Source organism: Veillonella denticariosi JCM 15641 (genome assembly GCF_002959855.1).
GTDB classification, from domain to species: domain Bacteria; phylum Bacillota; class Negativicutes; order Veillonellales; family Veillonellaceae; genus Veillonella; species Veillonella denticariosi.
Window position 1 is genome coordinate 552,193 of the sequence record NZ_PPDB01000003.1, and the last position, 21,280, is coordinate 573,472.

A 21,280-nucleotide genomic window follows, 5' to 3' on the forward strand; every position below is an offset into this window, starting at 1 on the left:
ATGGATAATTATTTTATTAGAAAAGAAAATGATTTTATCTATTTTGTTGAATTAAAAAAAGAATTTTATGAGCCTAAAGCTGTTATGTACGCAGCTAATATGTTTACGGATTACTATCATATTAAAATCGATGAAGTTGATCATGATACTGTAGGTGTCTGGTTTAAACTAAAGCTGGAAGCCGATAAAGAGAAGCTCGAAACCTTGCTTGGAAATTTTTGTAATGAAGCTTTGAAAAAACAAGTTCAAATTGACTTAGATGATAGATTTGGTGAGTTGAGATCTATAATTTATCACAAAGCTTTTGATAAGGCAGGGGGGATAGACTAGTGTCACAATGCCCTGAACTACATCTGTTGCCATTTTGGTTTACTGAGCTTGATAATGGGATCATGATACTTGTTAATCAAGGTGGCGAACATTTATTTATTAACAAGGATGATTTCAGTCAAATTCTTAATAGAGATATTGATACAAAATCAGACTTTTATTTTGCGTTAAAAGATAAACAGTTTTTAGCCGATGATCATGATCTTGAAATTCAGCTTGATTTATTAGCTAATCAACTGAAGAGTAGAAAAGCTTATTTAGATGATTTTACATCTTTACATATGATAGTTGTAACAGCTCGATGTAACTTTAATTGTCGCTATTGCCATGCAAGTAGTGCTAATGAAAATGAGCATAATCTAGATTTAGATTGGCCCACAGCAAAGCAAATTGTGAATAAGATTTTCGAATCGCCTTCTCCTATAATTAAAATTGAGTTTCAAGGAGGTGAGCCTTTATTAAACTGGTTGATTATTCAAGATATTGTCGAATATGCAGAGATTGTTAATCGGATTGCTAAAAGACGATTAGAATTTGTTATTTGTACCAATTTAACTTTAATTACAAAAGATATATTGAGATATTGTAAAAAACATGGTATTGCAATATCTACATCTCTTGATGGGGATCAGGAGATACAAAATTATAACCGAAAGCCACGAGGGCCTATTGATGGATATGAAGTATTTGAAGAGAAGTTAGCTTTAACAAGAAGTGTTTTAGGGCAGGATGCTGCTTCATCTCTACTTACGGTTAGCAAAACTAATCTCAATAGTCTGCCGCAGGTAGTGGATGAATATATCAATCATGATTTTCACGGGATTTTTATTCGTGCATTAAATCCTTATGGTAATGCTGTAGATAATATAAAGACTTTAGGCTATTCAACAGAGGAGTTTCTCAAATCTTATAAGACTGCATTAAATTATATTATTCAAAAAAATATTGAAGGGTATCATTTTGTTGAATATTATGCCGCATTACTGTTGGAACGTATTTTAACTCCTTTTAGTACAGGATTTGTTGATTTACAGTCTCCATGTGGAAATATTATTAGTGGTGTTATCTATGACTATAATGGTTATGTATATGCTTCTGACGAAGGTCGCATGCTGGCAAGACGTGGTGATAGGCGATTCTGTTTAGGTCATGTCAAATCTAATACTTGGGAAGAAATTTTTAAAGGTAAGATTGCGAAAGATGTGGTGAAAGCATCTTGTGTTGAGTGCTTACCGGAATGTGCTACATGTGCTTATCAGTTATATTGCGGCGCAGATCCTGTGCGTTACTATGTTGAAAGTGGTACGCTTGATGGGCATCGTCCGAGTAGTAGTTTTTGCCGGAAAACAAAAGGTGTTTTAGACTATATATTCTATTTGTTAAGTTTAAATGATGACAGAATTAATAAGGTCTTTTGGTCTTGGATTAGTTATTGAGGTTGATAATGTTAAGTACAAAGATTGAAGGTATTAATATAGAGCAACCCTTTATAGGAAAAGTTTATGTAGAAGATGGAGAGATTATCTGTAAAAATGATCAGCTTAGTTTGAAACTTTCACCAAATGATTTTCTGAATTATGAGTATGGCGATATTGTGTCGATTATGCCGGATGGTATTATTTCTATTTTGTATCGTAGTAACTGGGCTGATTTGACACTTTTTATAACCAACCAATGTAATAGTGCGTGTATTATGTGCCCTCAAGTTTGCGATAATTCCGGTCATTTTTTAGATATGAACTTACAAATCTTGAAGTTAAGACCCGAGAATGTAAAGCATATAGGGATTACCGGCGGTGAGCCTACTATATTTCAAGATGTAATTGTTACATTATTAGAGGTGGTTCATGAGATTTATCCTGATGTGCCTATTTCGTTCTTAACAAATGGTCGTGCATTTAAAAATATGAAATTTGTTGAGCGGATTTCTAGTGTCGGTCATCGTAAAATATTATTTTGCATACCTTTATATGCTGCTAACTATGAACAGCATGATTTTATTGTTGGTAGCAAAGGTGCATTTATTGATACGATTAAAGGAATATTTAATCTGTTTAGAATGGGGCATTTAATCGAAATTAGAACGGTTTTATTCAGTAAAACTATAGGAAATCTTAACTTGTTAGTTGAATATATTTCGAGGAATTTACCATTTGTGTGTCATGTTGCGATTATGGGAATGGAATATAGCGGATATGCAGCTAAAAATAGTGACGAATTTTGGATAGATCCTTATGATTATAAAAATATACTCGATTTAGCGGCATTATCATTATATAGAAAAGGTATGATGACCTCAATTTATAATATACCATTATGTTTATTGACTGAAAGAGTCCGTTTCTTAGCTCGAGATAGTATTTCTGCGTGGAAAAAGACATATCCGGTTATATGTGATACTTGCAAGGAAAAGGATCAGTGCTGTGGAATCTTTGAGACTTCTATTAATATAAGTGGACATATCACTCCTTTATGAGGATGGCTAGGGAGATATAATATAAAAACTATTAATTTAAATATATAACGTATATTAGTATTAATAATACGCCTATTTTAGATTTACCTGATTAGCCAATGAAGGTAAGTAATCTTACGATTGTTCCAGATAAATAATATAGGCATTACTGTAACGCCTATTAAATTAACTAATACATCATTTGAAATTATTGATGTAGCAGAATTTGTTCTTTTAAAGTTTGATAATTTTGTATGTCTAGTATCGTCCGATTGAGTGATGATAATACAACTTCGCCGCTTATATTGCAGGGAAGTGTAGCACCTAATGGTATATTATCAGATGCGTCGAATCTTTTTTCGATGAAAATAGTACAAAAGCTCAATTAACTCTTAAGCAAATACATTTTATTGATGGTTTTATTTGGAGGAATAGTAAATTTCAAAAGCAAGTGGGTAAAGAGAAAGTAAACTTCAATTAATTTTGTGTAGGGAGAAATATTATGGATAATAATGGAGAAAAAAGATTTGTTGTGGGAGATATTGCTGTTTTCTTAATGGCTGCCATTAGTGTAGTTTGGCCGATTATGCTTATTGGAGTTGCAATATTATTACTTGCTAGATATCATCGATGGGCGATGGTTGAAAATGAAATTTACAAAGAGTATATTTTGAATCAAAATCTTATTCAGAATATAGAAGCTAATCAATCAAAATTAGCTACATTGGAAGAGACTATTGAAAGAGAAAAGGCCAAAATAGAGCATGATATTGAAGTACGTATTAGTGAAAAGAGTGCTGAGCTTAATCAGTTGTACTCTGAAATATCAAAAGTTAAAAAGGAGCTAAAAAATAAGAAGCTAGAGGTTGAAAATCTAGAGCCTTTAGTAACAGTAGTTAATATAGATACGGAAGGACTTGAACTTGCTACATCTCAGGAATTAAAAAATATATTATCTAAATATAAGTTAGAAGAAGCTGAATTAGTAAAAAATAATACAGCTGTAGATGCGCTTATTAACGATGATAAAAAGTTTGTAAATAATCAAATACGTCAGATTTTACGTTCATTTAATGCTGAATGTGATTTAGCTATATCGAATGTTACACTTAAAAATATTGATACTATGAGGAGTAAAATCTTAAGATCCTATGAAACTTTAAATAAAATTTATAAATCTGATGGAGTGCAAATTACAAAAGGTTTTCTTGAAAATAAGTTACAACAATTAATTACAGCTCACGCATATCAAGAAAAGTTAGAAGATGAGCGAGAACAAAAGAGAATTATACAAGAACAATTAAAAGAAGAAGAAAAAGTCCGTCGTGAAATTGAGCGTGAAAAAGCAAAAATTGAGAAAGATGAAACTCAATTTAAAAATGAAATTTCTAAGCTAATGAAATATTTACAAAAGACTGATAATGAAGTAGAAAAGACCTTATACATTGATAAGATTAAAGAATGTGAAGAAAAACTTTCTGAGCTTGAAACTGTTAAATCTGATGTATTAAATCGAGAAAAGAATACACGTGCTGGTTTTGTTTATATTATCTCTAATATTGGCTCATTTGGGGAAAATATTTTTAAAATTGGTATGACTAGACGTCTTGAACCTATGGATAGAATTAAGGAATTAAGTAGTGCATCTGTCCCATTTGAATTTGATGTTCATGCATTAATCTTTTCAGATGATGCACCTACCTTAGAATCAATTTTACATAACACCTTTAGAGAATATGAGGTAAATAAAGTAAATCATAGAAAAGAATTTTTCTCTATTCCACTTGATAAAATTGAAAAAGTTGTGACAGAACATCATAATGCAACCGTGCAATGGACCTATGATGCGGCTGCAGAAGAATATAGAGAATCTCTGGTTCAATAAAAATATATTGTTAAATTAATTATTAGTTAAAAGCTCTACAATAAAAGTTTATGCTTATGTAGAGCTTTTACTTATTTAGATAATAATTAAGCAGTAATATATGTTTGTTTATAGCATTATAAATTTTGGAGAGACCTATGAATGATTAACAAATATTATCAGTAATTAAGCATTATATTCAGAATCGTACTATCAATCAAGCTTTAATGATTACTGGTGAGTGGGGATGTGGTAAGAGTTACTTTATAAAAAATATTGTAAAAGATTATTTAAGGCAAAGTGGAATTTTAGATAATAAAGATTATATAGTTTTTTCCTTATATGGGATTAATGATTTAGTTGATTTTAAATCTTTATTTTATGACACAATTTTTATAAAGCAATATTTAGGAGAGTCTAATAAGGTTCGGAAAGTAAAAAATCGTATAAGAAAAAATATCTTAATAATGATGAGGTACGATTAGAACATATAAAGTGGCTTATGATTAAAATTGACTCATTCAATGAAGATAAAAAGGCCGAATGGATGGGTATACTATTTAAATATTATATTGAAGATAAATTAGATTGGAAACGATTTTGCATTTTTGTTAATGCACTTGAATTCTTACTAGTTCAAGATGTAGAAACTTTATTATCTTGTAATTTCGAAATGTTGGAATATGATATAAATCTAGATTTGATTAAAGAATATGAGCAAGCTAAAAACGGGGAAATTGAAAAAGAAGATAATTCTATGCCTTTAAAATCGATAGCGATTGATAAAGGGATCTATTTGAGATTGCTATCAGTTGGGTTGGCTAGTATTGATGGAGGAACATTAAGTTTGGGGCTAATGCCTGATATTATAAAGTTGCCAGTGGATAAAGATTTAGAGTTAATGTTGGGAATTCTGTCTACTTTCTAGGTTGATTAAAATAGCGATAGAGGTAGTAAGTAACTATCCCTATCGCTTATAAAATCAATATAAATGGGTTTTGTTATTGGTCGCTTTTAAATTAAGTGTTTTATTATTTTTAGTCAGCGTTATAGTTTAGCCAGCATCCTTCATCAGTAGCGTCAAAAAAGTGTATATCAGTATTACTATTAATATTAGTAATTCTATTTTTTATATTGGTACACTCAGTATTTAATTGCAAACTACTTTTGGAACCTTTATGAATAGAAATAAGTATCTTAAAGGAATCACTTTTGTTTTTTAGTATTTGCTTTAAAATGTGTTCATCATTTTCACTTAAGGACCAACCGTAACATATAATATTATCAGGTAGTTTGGGTAGGATATTTTTATAGATATATCTTAAATAATAATTTCTATAGATGCTTTTTACCTTTTCTGTAGATGAACCCTCACAAATAAATAGTGGATAAAGAGCATTTTCATGCTCCCAAAGACTAAGAATTTTCTGTAAAAGTGAATTTGCTTCAGCACAACGAATTTTCTGCTCCTCTCCATTGGAATCTACACAAAGAACAATATTTCCATGTGGATAATATAGTTTCGTCCTTGAGCCAAAGCTTGTATTTATAATATTTTCATCAAAGGTTAGATTGTAGTTATCGGGGTCAGCATGTCGGAAAGAGTCTATGAAAAGATTTTTATTAGCAAGAAGAATATAATATATTAGTAAATCATAGTTTAGATTGATAATATAGTCGAACTGATTTAAAAATTTATTAAGCTTTAATATATTATTAGATTCTGGGTGGGTGATTGATAGTTTCGTATATTCAGGGTGTACACTTCTGATGGTTTCAATTAAGGCTTTTTTTATTTGGTTTCTAGATTTAGAGATGGTGTCGTCAAATAATGGTAGTATTTCCTTTAAAATATGGGAAAGAGGAAGCATATTATTCATTTTTTGTGTTATATCTAATTGATTTAATATTGACTCGAAATTTGAGGTATGAAGCTGATTAAATATATTAGCAAGTTTAGATGATAATTGTCCTATTTCTTCAGCTTTTGAAAATAAGTTGCTGTATGAAAAGTTGGCTGATAATGATATACTAGCACCGTTTCCTACGATAAGTGCAGCCTTACTGAAATCCATATCATTTGTAAGTTCAGAATATTTTTCTAACATATAAACTTTCCTTTTAGATTAATAATTAACTATATCTTAAAGTCAATAGGCTTGTGGTCAAGCCGCCACCAGCTATCATACTAGTAACAAGAAAAACGAACCCGGTCCAAACGATAGTGAGCGAAAATATGACTTCCTTGCTGATAATGGAACCGACTTTCAGGAAAACTCATTATCTGTATTTGTTTTTACAGATTCTACAAATTCTAATTGATCGTTATTCATACATGTACGTCTTCTATGGATAAAAAACTACCATAAAGTATTTGGTTTTAAAAACATGGTAGAAAAGATCTATTATGTAGAAAAAATATAGTGAATCTATAAAATATAGGATGAATATTTAGTATTGTTATAAAGAATAAATAATATTTAATTTCATTAAAACATAGATAGTATTATTATTCAATATGTGGGTTATGCATATTTAGAGAGTATAGTACACTTATACTAACGAGTTCGTGCTTATTATCATTTGAGAGGTAATTATGAAACTAAAAGGTATTGTAATAGGTTTGGCGCTGACGCTAGCTTTCACCATGACCGGGCAGGCGATTTCGATACAGGAACTGCAGTCGTCGCCGCAGTTTAAGGTAATCCATGAAAGCAGGCCTGATGTGCCGGGTGCTGATGAGAGGACTACCTGGTATTTGGATACGGGTTCGCTGGAGGTCTTGGAATATACGCCGCCTGTTTATAAGATAAAGGCTTATATTTATAATGTGTATCAATCGCCTAGAAAACATGTGATTTACGGGGATTCCTGGATTGTTACGTATGATGTGCGTCAGTCTCTTGCAAGTCAGGTATACCGGGCTAAGCAAAACCGTGCTTCGTTGACGACCGCAATTCAATCGGCACAATCTGCGTCAGGGATGGAGGGTCTGGAACAAGATTTGGGCAGCTTCTCCTTTGACGGGACCCCGTTGCCGAGACAGAAAGCGGCTTCCAAGCGGGCAATTTTGCGCACGCAGCCGAATACAACGCGTTACGATATAGCCGATATACTGTTCTACGAGGCGTATCATATGCATTTTGACGATATTGTAGTGAAATGAGGCCGATTATGAAAGTACTTTATATAGCTCTGGCGTTGTTGTTGTCGTGTATCGTGTCGGTACATGCTGTCTCAATGCAGGAATTACAGAACTCCAGTCGCTATGAACTGCTTCATGGCTTTGGTGAAAGCGGTAAAGGGGACGGCACATATATAGATAAAGAGTCGATGCAGGCGACGAACGGCCGGAACGGGACAAAGCAGATAGCCGTGACTCAGTACGTGCTGATGCCTGCCGGCGATACGATTGAAGAAAAACAGACGGTGTACTCCTTTGATACGAAGCAATCGTTTGCGAATTTGATCAAAAGACTGGAAGCCCATCAGTTTACATCCTATAAAGAGTTGTGGGCTTATAAACAGAAACATGCAGGTATTACGGCTACAATCAGTCAGTATAAACGCTATCACAATGACGGGACCCGTTACGATATGCAAACTGAGGAAAAATGGAAGCGTATGGCATCCGTGCCTGTTGACTTCGGCTTTGCCGGTTACCTATGGGCGAATCGATTGTACGAACGCAGCTATGGTGTGCAATTTGACGACGTAGTCGGGAAATAAAAAAAACTCCTATTGGTATGTTACCGATAGGAGTTTTCTATTTTATGCCATTAAGATTTCATTTTATAGAGCTCATTCAATACATCTTTTTTAAGGAATTTCTTAATGCATAAGGAATCCCTTGACGTATCATGATTTATCACAGGATTATTTTATCTTTAAATCCTCCGGTATTGCCGGTGGTGCCGGGGGTCTGCCCATAGCGCGTTCGATGAATACGACCGCCACAAAGACGATGAGGCTCACGACGGATCCGAATATGATGGACATGATGCCATATGGATTGCCCACGAATTCCCAGTACACGCCCGCGATAGAACCGAGCACGATTGACCAGATGCCGGCGCCTGCGGTCGCGTTTTTCCATGTGAGGCCCAAGAGGAACGCCGCGAACGGACCTGCGGATCTCATGGTGAAAGCAAATACCAGCATCGGAATGATGGCTTTACTTACGAGAGAAATGATGATGGCGATGATGCCGAGCAGCAGTACGCACAAACGACTGTAGCGCGTGAGCTGAGCATCGGTGAGCCTTTTACCAAAGTGATGTTCCACGATATCCTTGGTGAATACGGTGGCCGCCCCCAACAGGTCACCAGCCCCTGATGAAAGCGTCGCCGATACGACGGCGGCCATGACAAAGCCCGCCATAACCGGAGGCATGAGATTCAATGCCACAGTGGCGACTGCATTGTTGGCTTCGATATTCGGAAATTCCGCAAGAGCTACGAGGCCCAGGACAGCCGGCACAAAGGCGAACAGGGACATGATGATACCGCAGATGATAGAGCCGAGCACGGCGGTTCTTTCATCCTTGGCCGCGAAATAGCGCTGTACCGATTCCTGACCCGTGGAGAACGTCATGAAATACATGATGATGAGGCCGATGATGGTTTTCCATCCCACCTTGGTGAAACCCAGCTGTTCAGCGGGCAATTTGGCAACGACCGCATCCCAGCCGCCCACGTTATGCAGCACGAACGGGACCGCGATGGTGAACCCGCCCACGAGGACGAAGAAATGAATCACGTCCGTCATGGTAACGCTCCACATGCCGCCGGACATGGTGTAGATAACGAGCACCGCGCCGCAGATGAGGATGGCGAGTTCTGTTGAAAGCCCCGTGAGGACGCTGATGATCGTTGCGGTTGCCGTAATCTGTACGCCCGCAAGGGTGATTGTGGCCAGCATGGACAGAATGGATGTAATGAGATGGCTGGATGCGCCGAATCGACGCCCGATGATTTCCGGCACTGTCGTCGCCATGGCGCGCCGTAGGAGTGGTGCTATGAAAGCAACCAGAATAACGCCGATGCCGGCGGAGACTACGTACCATCCGGCTGATAGGCCCCATGAACCGTAGGCCTTTGCCGCTACACCGACGGTGCTCCCGCCACCGATCTCCGTCGCCGCTAATGTTCCTGCCGTCATAAGAACCCCGATACGACGACCGGCGAGCAGATAATCAGTGCTGTCTTTCACACGGATATGACAATACACACCGACCAATAAGTTCAGCAATAAATATAAACATACAATAATCCAAATAATCGTTAAAGATTCCATATGTCACCTCCAAAAACTAAACAGCCTTCAGAAATACATACTAAGTCGCCCTTACTACTTGCGTGCATTGATCAAGTATAATTTAATTATCCCTAAAAATAGGGGAAATTACAAAGAGGAGTTTTGCAGATGTGTGGAGAATACATACTGATAGAGGAAAAAATAGCCGGTACCTGCATAACAGATACCGGCTATTGGTTTATTCATATATTTCTATAAGACGCTGCTTATTGTATCGAGCATTAGTTCGCTTTATAATGAACTTAAGATAGTTGGACGGGGTTGGGCCTCTCTTCGTTTCTGAAGGGAGGGATAAGTCTATGAGCGATTATGAACTAATCATGCTCCTGCTTCAAGTGATGGCTGTGGTCATTGCTTTCGGAGCACTAGTAGCACTTATTTGCTTTGGAAAAAGCAAATAGCCCTTCGTTACCGCATGGTAGCTAGATAAAACGAAAAGGCCATTTCCTAATTTCTATTAAGTTTCGAGATGAGCCCGACGGAACTACTCGTCCGACTATCTACCTATATTATAGAGATAAAGATTTATATCGTCAAATTGAGATGAATGACATTGTAATGAAATCTGTGTATAGTAAAATATTCTATTAGTTTATTCATATATTTCTATAATACGCTGCTTATTGTACCGAATATTAGTTCGTTTTATAATTGGATTAGGATAGTTGGACGGGGTTGGGCCTCTCTTCGTTTCCGAAGGGAGGGATAAGTCTATGAGCGATTATGAATTAATCATGCTCCTGCTTCAAGTGATGGCTGTGGTCATTGCCTTCGGAGCGCTAGTAGCACTTATTTGTCTTACTAAAGATAAATAGCCCTTCATTTCCACTAACCCGGAGATTAGTATAAAACGAAAAGGCCATTTCTCAAAATTTTATGTTTTCCGAGATGAGCCCGACGTAGCTACTCGTCTGACTATCTACCTATATTATAGAGATAAAGATTTATATCGTCAAATTGAGATGAACGACATTATAATAAATCTGTGTATAGTAAAATATCAGATAAAATTTCAAACAGTATAAAACGATAGGCACAATTTTATTGGCATAATATACTTATGCTAATAAGGTTGTGTTTATTTATTTTCAGATGTACGAAGAAGAAAACTTTTTTTACGGTGCAGTTCATATTCCGAGTATCCCGGTTTTTCTGCCCCCTTATGCGTACTTTCACATTATTTGGTATAATAGGGTCGTATCTCTAAAGTAAAGGAGGGATTCCCATGATACACAAATGTTTGTACGCCTTGGCGGCGCTGTTTGTAATTATCGGTGTTAATGCGACCTCTGTAGAGGCGCGTCACGATGTATATGCTACGACATATAACGGTAACAGCTGGTATGTGGATCAGGACTCCGTGAAGAAAATTGGTGACGTGGTGAATTTCACTGTATACACTACGGCAGGCCTCAGCTATCAGGTGAGCAGCGGCACTGAATATTACAATGCGGACGTATTCTATTACAATAATAAACTCGTATCCGATAACGGGCAGTCGTTATGGAAATCGCCGGCTATGATGGCGGCTATGCGGGTTGCGCGTCGCTGATGATCTTATTGAAAGAATCATAAAAAAGCTGTACATGCATAGATTGAATGAACAGTTTTGATGTTATTTACAATACCTTTAACATCAAGATGCAGTTCAAAACGTAACTATGTGTGTACAGCTTTTTTGTATTTACATATGTGTTTTTAGTTATCCTTTTTTATAAATTTCAGGATAATCCCGCCCGCGGTCGACGCAATGCCGAGGCCGAGACAGAACATGCCGATGGTGTGAATCAGAATCGATGTCTGATTGTTTTTGGAAATGGCCTGTGCCGCTTGTTGTGCACTGGTCGCATGTTTAGCGATTTCCAGGTTGTTCGCTGACGGGTCCGGGATGAACAGTAAGATAACTACGGCTATAATTAAGGCTATAATACCCATTGGCAATAATTTGTTTTTCATGGTAATTCCTCTCTTGAAATATGCGTTTAAATTTTTGAAATATACGTTTAATCTGCTTAGTGTTCAGTTTTTACTATATCGGAACGTATGGGTATGAATCCCCTGTATAACATGTTTATCATATAAAGAACTTGTTGTAACCGGATTTACTGTAACCGGATTCACTGTGACCGAATTTGTTGTAACCGGATTCATTGCAATCGGATTATTTATCCAATCCATGTATGTCCAAATTGTTCATATCGCTAATGAAATCATTATATTGCGAAATCATATTTTCGTAATTTTTATCATCCTGGTTGCTCATGAAAGTACGAATCGCACCGATGGTTTGGTGTAAAGACCGTTTTGTGGAGTCGTATTCCGATTTGTTTATCGTGTTGGCCAAGTCGCTGATAGCCTGCAATTCCTGATTGACCGCATTGGCGTCGATCGGTTTATTGCTTTCAAGACCGTCAATTATATCGGTAAGACGTAAATGAACCTCCTGAACGGCGGCACCATTTTTCTGACCCGCATCCTTCATTTCTTTCAGATGTTCTTTCTGCCGTTCCGTATTATGTTTATGGATGATATCGTCCAATGCGGGATATACGGCGTAGAATTGTTCGTATAATTGAACATATTTGGGCCCTAACTGCTGCTCCTTGGCGTAATTGTCCGTCGTGTACGTTTTAGCATCGTAATAGGCGTCCAGTTCATCCGCTACCGGTACGATATCGTGCAACACGGCGAGCACCTTGTCGAGCGGTTCGTTCATGTCGTCATAAGGAACACCGGCATTCTTCGCTTCCTGCAACGCTTCCTCCAATCGCTTGAAGTCCGGTGAACTGAAGGACGTTAAATGTTTACCGCTTTTCAAATCCTCCATGTCCGGCGTATTCGCATAGGAGAATGTGAGACTGCGGCTGTTGAAATCACCGATAGCTTTAATGTACTTGTTAAACAACTCCACATCGTTCTGTTGCGGTTTTTGGGAGCCTTGAGAAATCTGTTTTGTTACGTTGGACAGACCGCACCCTCCTAAGAACAATGGCGCCGCACAAGCGGACATACACAACACAGCAACTGTAATTCTTTTACCTAATGGATTCAAATAGACCCTCTCCTTTCAAGAATTCATTAAACGCTGTTTATATATCTTAATTATACACTTATCACAAACTTTTAAGAAGAACTTATATATAAATAAAATGAAATCCATCTCTCAATATATGATCAGGATGATTTTTGTCTTGGCACTACCGTTATAAAATACTATATGCTCGGTCCCGATTGCATGGGCATCTGTATGGGCGTAACCCATTGTATTGTATTGAAATGACACATCGTATTCGCATTGACAATCCTCTATATATTTGTATAAAATAAAAAATAATTTCACGAATTTTTCATGATGAAAGCATGAATAACCAATGTACCTAATTAAGAATGAAATCAGCGTGCGTAATCAGTGAGAGTCATTAAGTACGTAGTCAGAGATGTGTGTTTGTAAATAAGAGTGTGTAATGAAATATATAATTGTGTTGGTAGCGGCCCTTTGCATGTCCGTTATACCCGTGTCGGGGGAACAGGTGGACAGGACGGCGCAGCCTATGCAGGCGACCACGGTAAAACAAGTTCATAGTGAAAGCAGGGACGTATCGTCTGATGCCTCAGATACATCGGTATTTGCAAATGGGGCGGTGAAGAGTCGTTCAAATTCCGAAATCAAATCCGAATCAACAGATGACCGGAAGACTATCAAATTAGATGATACATTCCGCGTTAACTCCTCTCATACGCCGGATCATGTTATCGGTCAGGGCGGATTGAAGATGCCGGACTCAACGGATAAAAAGACGACCCGTTATTCCGATACGGATGCGGTCAACTCCGCGTTGCAGGCGGTGGTCATGACTGGGGTTCATTCCGCGATGCACGGGTCAACGGCGAAACCGTGGATGCAGCGAACTGTCTTGTCGTTGCGCTTTCAGAAAAACTGGAAACCCTTGTACGGTGTAGAAACATTGCAGCCGCTAGGTCATTATGATGAGGCATCCCGTTATGTGTGGTTCACGCAGGAGCGTCTGGCGAATGCGGCGGATACGGGGGCGACGGCGAATGTAGGTGTCGGGTATCGTCGAGTCGCGGCGAATGATGACCATTATTACGGCGGCAATCTGTTTTATGATCATCGGTTCAGAGGAAATCACGGCCGTGTGAGCGTCGGGCTGGAGTACGTGTCGGGCATCGGTGCGTTTCGCATGAACTGGTATCGCGGTGTGTCCGGCGAGCGTTCCCTTGACGGTGCGACGCGCTTGGAGAGCGTGTCTAACGGATATACTGCGGAATACGGGACCAGCTTCAAGAATGCTCGTTGGGCTCGCGTGTATATGGAGGCCTATCGTTGGCAGTTGAGGCGAGGTGCGGATAAGCACGGTTTGCGCATCGGTACGGAGATGCAGCTCACGCCGCGGGTTTCTGTAGATATGGGCTACAACAAGCCGGAGCATAAGCACGGCAGTCCGTACGGCAAGATCATGTTCCGTCTGGCCGGTATCGATACGGCGTGGTTCGGCGGCAACCATCGATCGGATGCGAAAACATCGGTTCGCGCGAATATGCTGGAAAATGTGCGCCGCCAACATACGGTGCACGTTGATTAGTCTGCAAGAGATAATAATATAAATATATCTATATAGAAATGATATGGTGAAAGCCGAGGTTTTAGAGCCTCGGCTTTTAGTTTTACCGTATATATGTGATAGTTATTGTAAATGTAAATGTAAATGTATTGTAATGTGTATGTAGTCTAATATATGTAGTTTAATATGTAGTCTAACATATGTATGGTATACATTTGTTATGTTCGGTCGTGTGAAAAATTGTGTAAAAATTAATATTTCATGAATATGTGACAATTTTTGTATATGTTCCTGTGGGACGATTTTTATTATGTGGGACGTTTATCACTAAATTTAATGATAATTTTATCGGCTAAATGCTAGTAAAATGAAGATTCTTTATCTTAACTATTAAATTTATTAATAAAAATATAAAAATGAAGAAAACATGAAAAAGCTGTTTACAAGATAGAATTTTTTTGATATTGTATAGTCTAGGGCGAGAGTAAGATGAATAATCATTGAAAAATACAATATTCGGATCGTAAATCTGAATATTATCGTTGTGTTGGAAGTGTAGATGATCACCCGTCTCTATCACTTCTTTTTTGTTATTTCAAATTATGTTTGCTGTGTGAGGAAATGCAGACGGATGATGTTTTTACCGACAGCTCGGTAGGAAAGGATTATTATGAATCGAATTTATAATGTCATTTGGAATCGTACAAAGGGTTGTTACGTAGTCGTGGCGGAAACAGCTAAGAATATGACGAAACGATCTTCTTTGTCGGTTGTATTCTCTAAAATGGTAGGCGCTACAGTAGTTGCCGTTATGTTGACAGGCGTTATGATGCCTACGGATGCTTTGGGGGCACCTATTACAAGAGGTACCGGTGCGACAGCTGAAAATGATGGTGGTATCGCGATTGGTGATAGAACAAATGCTCGTGGTGACTATAGTGTGGCTATGGGTACAGACGCTACTGTTGGTAAAAATGATCCATCTGAATCTGAAAGCCAAAACGGTATCGCTATCGGTCATGGTGCCACAGTAAGTGTTAACCCTGCTACGGCAACACCGGGCATCACGGATAAGAGCGGTGGTATCGCCATCGGTCATAGTGCGGAAACAAGAGATATAAACACAATCGCTATTGGTACGGGTACATTAGGGCAAGGTGCGCAAGCTGTAGCTATCGGTCGTAATGCGAATACCATTGCTAATAATGGTGTAGCCATCGGTAATGAAGCAAAAGTACAATCCACGAACGGCTTTGCGTTGGGAAACAATGCACGTGCCGGCTATGATGAAAGCAATAACTTGATAGGTCTTGATAATGATCAGGCTTTCGGTTCCAATGCACGTGCTTACGGTGGATCCTCCATGGCATTCGGTAATAATGCGAAGGCATCTAAAGGTGGTGCTATCGCTATGGGGAACGGTTCCCAATCCCGAGGCGATTGGGGCGTAGCCATCGGTAACGGCGCTAAAGCATTGGCGCAAGGTGCTCGCGCAATCGGTGCTAACTCTACAGCTGACGCTACTAATGCTGCTGCTATGGGTTGGGATAGTTCCGCTAGCGGTGAAGCCTCTATTGCTATCGGTGAAACGGCAAAAGCGACGAAGGAAAATGCTATTTCTATAGGGACAAAAGCTAAGGCTACTAAGCAAGATGCTATCGCTATCGGTAATGGATCGGAATCAAACGGTACAAGTTCCGCCGTTATCGGGTCTAAAAATATTGTCAACTCCGATGATACGTATGTATGGGGGACTAATAACGGAACTATTAACTCTAAATTCTCCAGTGTTATGGGGAATAATAACCATTTGGATACGACGGAGGAAGGGGCCCATATTATGGGTAACAACTCCACTGTATCCGCAAAGGGTAGCATGGCGTTAGGTAACTGGGCATATGCGACGGCTATAGACTCTTTTGTTATGGGGAATAATGCCCGTGTGGATCAGGCTAATTCCGTAGCGCTAGGTACTAACTCAACGACGGAAACTATAGTAAGTACTCCGAATGCAACTGTTAACGGTGTCAATAAGACCTTTGCCGGCGGTACAGCTCAAGGTACCGTAAGTATCGGTGCCAATAATGTAGCCGGTGTGGCAGGTATTAAAAAATACTATCGTACGCTTACTAATTTGGCTGCCGGTCGTATCGATGCTAATAGTACAGATGCTATCAATGGCAGTCAGTTACATGCTGTAAAAGAAGAAGTTGAAAGAGGGCTTAATTTCGATGCTAATACAGGCGGCACGAAAAATAATAAATTAGGCTCTAAAGTTACCATCAAAGGTGACGGCAGCAATATCAATACGGCAATCACACAAGCTAATGGTGATACAACTATTAATATGACTTTAGGTAACACCGTTACAATAGGTGCAACGAACCCTGTAACGATTAATGGTACTACAGGCCATGTAACAGGCCTTCAAAATAAAGACTGGAATGTAGATAGTCCTGTGGCTGTATCTGGCCGCGCTGCAACGGAAGATCAGTTGAAGAAGGTAAACGATAAAGTTAATACTAATAAGGATCAAATCGATAAGAATAAACAAGCTATCACTGATAATAAGCAAAATATTACAAACAATGCCGGCAATATTGCTCAAAACAAGCAAGACATCTCCACTATTAATACAAAAATTAATAAAGGCTTGAATTTTGCTGGCGATACAGGTGCTGTAAGCAACAGAAAATTAGGTGATACCGTAACTGTAAAAGGCGGTGCTACAGGCACATTGTCCGACGGTAATATCGGTGTTGAATCTGACGGCAACGGTACATTAAATCTAAAATTGGCGAAAACGTTAACCGGTCTAGAAAGCGTTACTGCCGGCGGTACAACAATCAACAACGACGGCTTGACTGTAGGCGGTAAGACCTATGTAACGCCGAACGGCATCGACGCGAACAATCAAAAGATTACCAACGTGGCGGACGGCAGCAATCCTAATGATGCAGTTAACTACGGTCAGTTACAAAAAGCTATCAACGGTACTGCGAAGGCATCCACTGTGAAAGCGAAGGATGCGAATGTAACCGTAACGGAAGGTACAAATGCGGCAGGCGGTAAGGAATATACTGTCGGTCTCGGTAATAAAATTACCGTAGGTACAACGAACCCTGTAACCGTAGATGGTGATACAGGTCATGTGACAGGCCTCACGAATACGGATTGGAATGTGGATAATCCTGTAGCTGTATCCGGTCGTGCTGCGACGGAAGATCAGTTGAAGAAGGTTAACGACAAAGTTAATACGAATAAATCCGCTATTGATAAAAATGCCGGAAATATCGCTAATAATAAAAATGATATCGATAAGAACAAGCAGGACATCGCTGGTAATAAACAAAACATTGCGAAAAATGCCGGAGATATCGCCAACAATACGCAGAACATCAATAAGAATAAACAGGATATTTCCGATATCAATAAGACTCTTGAAAAAGGTTTGAACTTTGCCGGTGATACCGGTGCCGTAAGCAACAGAAAATTAGGTGATACCGTAACTATCAAAGGCGGTGCTGATGCAGCTAAATTATCCGACAATAATATCGGTGTTGTATCTGACGGCAACGGTACATTGAATGTAAAATTGGCAAAAGAATTACAGGGGTTAACGTCTACAACTTTCACAAACGGTGGTAATAATACTGTTATCAACGGTGAAGGAATGACAATCAATCCTGCCGGCGGTAATAAGGTGAGCCTCACAAAAGACGGCTTAAACAACGGCGGCAACAAGATTACCAATGTAGCCAACGGTACGGATCCTATGGATGCGGTTAATAAATCCCAATTGGATAACGCTACAGCGAAAGCCTCCACGACGGTCTCTCAAGGCAGCAATATCACTGTTACACCTAGCGATAACGCTAATGGTTCCAAGAATTATGAAGTAAGCCTTAAAGATCAGGTGACATTGGGCAAAGATGCGGGGAAACAAGTTTCCTTTGATGGTACAAACGGAACTATCAAAGCCGGCGATAAGGTAACTATCGACGGTAAAGACGGCAAGATTGCGGCAGGCAAAGTCGCTGTTGACGGTAAAGACGGTTATGTGACAGGTCTGGAAAACAAAGATTGGGATCCTGACAACATCACAAGCGGTCGTGCTGCTACAGAAGACCAATTGCAAAAATCCCACAAATCCTTGGATAATAAGATTACTAATCTAGGCGATGAAATCACGAAAAAAGGTATGAATTTCGCTGGCAATACAGGTGAATTCCATCGTGATCTAGGCCAAAAGGTTACTATCAAAGGTGAAGGTACAGAGTCTGACAATAAATATTCCGGTGAGAATATTAAGACCGTAGCCGAAAACGGTAATGTTACTATCAAGATGGCGAAAGATCTTAAGACTTACAGCGTAACTACTGATAAAGTAAAAGTCGGTAAAAACGGTCAAGACGGTGTATCCATTACAGGTCCTGACGGTACAGACGGCAAAGTAGGTATCACAGGCAAAGACGGTAAAGATGCTGTATCCATGTCCGGTAAAGACGGTGTCGGTCATATCGGTTTAACCGGTAAAGACGGCCGCAATGCGGATATAACTGTCGATAAAGGTGATCCGGACCTCAACGGTAACGACATCACTCGTATTAAGTACCAGGACGAAAATGGTAAGACACACCAAGTGGCAACTAAAGACGATGGTATGAAATACGGTGGCGATAGCGGTTCCGTAATCAAGAAAAAGCTTAACGAACAAGTTAATGTAGTGGGTGGCATTACTGATGCTAGCAAGTTGACATCCGAAGATAACTTGGGCGTCGTATCCGACGGTAGCAATAACCTTAAGGTTCGTATGGCGAAAGACTTGAAAGGTCTTGAAACCGTAACGACTAAGGACGCTGACGGTAATACGACCGTTATGAACGGTGGCGGTGTGACCATCACTCCGGCCGGCGGCAACCAGGTGAGCCTCACAAAAGACGGCCTCGACAACGGCGGCAATACGATCAGTAATGTCGGCCCTGGCGTAAACGGAACCGATGCGGTTAACGTAAATCAATTGAAAGATGCTACTGACGGCTTGTCAAATGCCATTAATGCGGTAGCGGGCGAAACACAACGTGTAGGCGCTCATGCGGCGGCACTTTCAGCGTTGAAACCTATTCAGTACGATCCGTTGGAACCGACTCAAGTGATGGCCGGCATCGGCAACTATCGCGGTGAAACAGCGGCGGCTCTAGGCATTGCTCATTATACGGCGGAAGATACGATGTTCCATGTAGGAATGTCCGTAGGTAGCCACCATAACATGGTCAATGCCGGTGTAACTCGTAAATTCGGTACTTCCGATGCTAAGAAAGCGGTTCCTGAACGATACAAGGGCGGCCCTATCAGCTCTATTTATGTGTTGCAAGATGAAGTGACAGCGTTGAAAGCTGAAAATGTACGCATGCAAGAAAGCCTCAATGAGCTGTCTTCTGTTAAGGATGATAATGCACGTATGCAACAACGTATTGATGAATTATCCTCTGTGAAGGAAGATAATGAACAAATGAAGGCTCAAATTGCATTGTTGATGCAACAAGCAGGGCTTACAAAGTAAATTTGACTTGATTAAATGGGTTATTTAGTATACTCTATTCATGTAAGAATCATGTAAGGAATATGAAAGCCGCCCTTCGGGGGGCGGCTCGTCATTAGGAGGATTTATGAAATTCAAAAAATTTATGCCTGTATTGGCGCTTGCTTGTGTATGTGCGGTAGGTCAAGCGGATGCGGCTCAAGATCGATTGATGATGCCGGAACAACCTGCTGAACCGTTAAACGTGATTGAAGCGGAAGTCGCAGTTCCTGTACCTAGCGAAGAAGTTCGCGATGTTGTGAATGCTTTCACACAATTCCAATTGGATCAGAAGGGCAAACGCATCATGGATGATACGCGCGTTATGAAGGGGCAAGAGCGCTATCGTAATAATGTATTATATTACATGAACGTTCGCCGCAGCTGGTACATCGTGAGCCATCGTTACAAGAACGACAGCTATGCGCGCTTGGCGTTAGACCGTTTGTATAATGATTACAAACAGTTCTTTACGGACCATGTGACGGTGTCGGAAGACGGTAAATTGGATTACGCACAACAAATCATCGATATTTTAGATCGTAATACGGCCAATATTCATGATGATGAATTGCGTTTCTACATGAATGAAATGGTGATCTTCAGCTTGAACGAAGCCATGAAAGACGGTAATAATCGCGTGAAACCTGTGGGGGAACAGGCGGCTCCGGAACCGGAAGACGCTCATGTAGTTGACCTTCGTGCTGCGATTAATGCACCGACAATTCAATAATTTAGATTATTCAATTATAAGAATTAAGTGTTGTTGTGTTGTATTGTATTTCTTATAATTGTATAACCGATAAAAAATATCGGGGTGTTGTTTGTATTAACAATACCCCGATATTTTTATGCATATAATTTTGCAATCAATGTGATTCGCTGACCTTGAATCACCTTATATGTAATTTTTTTTACGATGGCCGTAAAGTTGTGGCGCAAAAATTTTAACTGATCGTTAGGCTGAACGTCCGTGTCGTATGTGAACACGCCTTCTTCTCCGTTAAAACGTCCTTTGATTGTGAAAGTTTGATTATCTCTCGTGACTACGATATCTTCTTCGTTAACCGGATTCGGTTTGTCTATATTTTGTTCTAAGATATTGAGTTCTGACATAGATGAGTTCCTCCTTTCTGCTTTCAGTATAACAG

At 39.3% G+C, this 21,280-nt stretch carries 17 protein-coding genes; 12 read left to right on the plus strand and 5 right to left on the minus strand.

Annotation, left to right across the window (positions count from 1 at the left end; all coding sequences use genetic code 11):
* The 6 genes from VEHSUH05_RS04940 to VEHSUH05_RS04965 all read left to right on the plus strand — a co-directional run bounded on the left by VEHSUH05_RS04940 (position 1) and on the right by VEHSUH05_RS04965 (position 5,577).
* On the plus strand, positions 1-330 hold the full coding sequence (locus tag VEHSUH05_RS04940; protein WP_054674388.1) for a hypothetical protein: 330 nt from the start codon (positions 1-3) through the stop codon (positions 328-330).
* Positions 330-1,766 (plus strand): His-Xaa-Ser system radical SAM maturase HxsB, encoded by a 1,437-nt coding sequence (gene hxsB / locus VEHSUH05_RS04945; protein WP_054674386.1) that lies wholly within the window; start codon positions 330-332, stop codon positions 1,764-1,766. The genes VEHSUH05_RS04940 and hxsB overlap by 1 nt, the downstream gene beginning before the upstream one ends.
* Before the next feature lie 8 nt (positions 1,767-1,774).
* Positions 1,775-2,806, plus strand: a complete 1,032-nt coding sequence (hxsC, locus tag VEHSUH05_RS04950) for a His-Xaa-Ser system radical SAM maturase HxsC (protein WP_105090911.1) — start codon at positions 1,775-1,777, stop codon at positions 2,804-2,806.
* A gap of 481 nt (positions 2,807-3,287) precedes the next feature.
* Positions 3,288-4,670 (plus strand): SNIPE associated domain-containing protein, encoded by a 1,383-nt coding sequence (locus tag VEHSUH05_RS04955; protein ID WP_245875932.1) that lies wholly within the window; start codon positions 3,288-3,290, stop codon positions 4,668-4,670.
* A gap of 191 nt (positions 4,671-4,861) precedes the next feature.
* Entirely contained in the window at positions 4,862-5,134 is a 273-nt protein-coding gene (locus VEHSUH05_RS09495) for a P-loop NTPase fold protein (RefSeq protein ID WP_483887660.1), read from the plus strand.
* Positions 5,135-5,151: 17 nt separating this feature from the next.
* Entirely contained in the window at positions 5,152-5,577 is a 426-nt protein-coding gene (locus VEHSUH05_RS04965; protein WP_105090913.1) for a hypothetical protein, read from the plus strand.
* Between the two features lie 109 nt (positions 5,578-5,686).
* Here VEHSUH05_RS04965 and VEHSUH05_RS04970 read toward each other — a convergent pair whose 3' ends face one another.
* Entirely contained in the window at positions 5,687-6,757 is a 1,071-nt protein-coding gene (locus VEHSUH05_RS04970) for a DUF4917 family protein (protein WP_054674377.1), read from the minus strand.
* Positions 6,758-7,245: 488 nt separating this feature from the next.
* Between VEHSUH05_RS04970 and VEHSUH05_RS04980 the strand changes: the two genes are divergently transcribed.
* Positions 7,246-7,815 carry a hypothetical protein gene (locus tag VEHSUH05_RS04980; RefSeq protein WP_105090914.1) on the plus strand — a complete coding sequence of 190 codons (570 nt, stop codon included), beginning with the start codon at positions 7,246-7,248 and terminating at the stop codon, positions 7,813-7,815.
* Between the two features lie 8 nt (positions 7,816-7,823).
* Positions 7,824-8,378: a hypothetical protein gene (locus VEHSUH05_RS04985; protein ID WP_054674375.1), complete on the plus strand. Its 555-nt coding sequence runs from the start codon at positions 7,824-7,826 to the stop codon at positions 8,376-8,378.
* A gap of 147 nt (positions 8,379-8,525) precedes the next feature.
* Here VEHSUH05_RS04985 and VEHSUH05_RS04990 read toward each other — a convergent pair whose 3' ends face one another.
* Positions 8,526-9,944, minus strand: a complete 1,419-nt coding sequence (locus VEHSUH05_RS04990; protein ID WP_105090915.1) for a sodium:solute symporter family protein — start codon at positions 9,942-9,944, stop codon at positions 8,526-8,528.
* Between the two features lie 1,246 nt (positions 9,945-11,190).
* Between VEHSUH05_RS04990 and VEHSUH05_RS04995 the strand changes: the two genes are divergently transcribed.
* Positions 11,191-11,517, plus strand: coding sequence for a Tat pathway signal protein (locus tag VEHSUH05_RS04995; protein ID WP_232203193.1), 327 nt, complete (start codon positions 11,191-11,193; stop codon positions 11,515-11,517).
* A gap of 146 nt (positions 11,518-11,663) precedes the next feature.
* Here the strand turns inward: VEHSUH05_RS04995 and VEHSUH05_RS05000 are convergent, their stop codons facing one another.
* Together VEHSUH05_RS05000 and VEHSUH05_RS05005 are read right to left on the minus strand one after the other, a co-directional pair.
* Positions 11,664-11,921, minus strand: coding sequence for a hypothetical protein (locus VEHSUH05_RS05000; protein WP_054674374.1), 258 nt, complete (start codon positions 11,919-11,921; stop codon positions 11,664-11,666).
* A 205-nt stretch (positions 11,922-12,126) separates the two neighbouring features.
* Positions 12,127-13,017 (minus strand): DUF3829 domain-containing protein, encoded by an 891-nt coding sequence (locus VEHSUH05_RS05005; protein ID WP_054674372.1) that lies wholly within the window; start codon positions 13,015-13,017, stop codon positions 12,127-12,129.
* 412 nt (positions 13,018-13,429) lie between these two features.
* On the opposite strand from VEHSUH05_RS05005, the gene VEHSUH05_RS05010 reads away from it, so the two are divergent.
* The 3 genes from VEHSUH05_RS05010 to VEHSUH05_RS05020 all read left to right on the plus strand — a co-directional run bounded on the left by VEHSUH05_RS05010 (position 13,430) and on the right by VEHSUH05_RS05020 (position 20,862).
* Positions 13,430-14,569, plus strand: coding sequence for an inverse autotransporter beta domain-containing protein (locus VEHSUH05_RS05010; protein WP_105090916.1), 1,140 nt, complete (start codon positions 13,430-13,432; stop codon positions 14,567-14,569).
* 649 nt (positions 14,570-15,218) lie between these two features.
* A complete protein-coding gene (locus tag VEHSUH05_RS05015) occupies positions 15,219-20,111 on the plus strand; it encodes an ESPR-type extended signal peptide-containing protein (RefSeq protein ID WP_105090917.1) in 4,893 nt (1,630 codons plus the stop codon).
* Between the two features lie 106 nt (positions 20,112-20,217).
* Positions 20,218-20,862: a hypothetical protein gene (locus VEHSUH05_RS05020; RefSeq protein WP_105090918.1), complete on the plus strand. Its 645-nt coding sequence runs from the start codon at positions 20,218-20,220 to the stop codon at positions 20,860-20,862.
* A 116-nt stretch (positions 20,863-20,978) separates the two neighbouring features.
* Here the strand turns inward: VEHSUH05_RS05020 and VEHSUH05_RS05025 are convergent, their stop codons facing one another.
* Positions 20,979-21,245, minus strand: a complete 267-nt coding sequence (locus tag VEHSUH05_RS05025; protein ID WP_105090919.1) for a hypothetical protein — start codon at positions 21,243-21,245, stop codon at positions 20,979-20,981.
* Positions 21,246-21,280 lie beyond the last annotated feature (35 nt).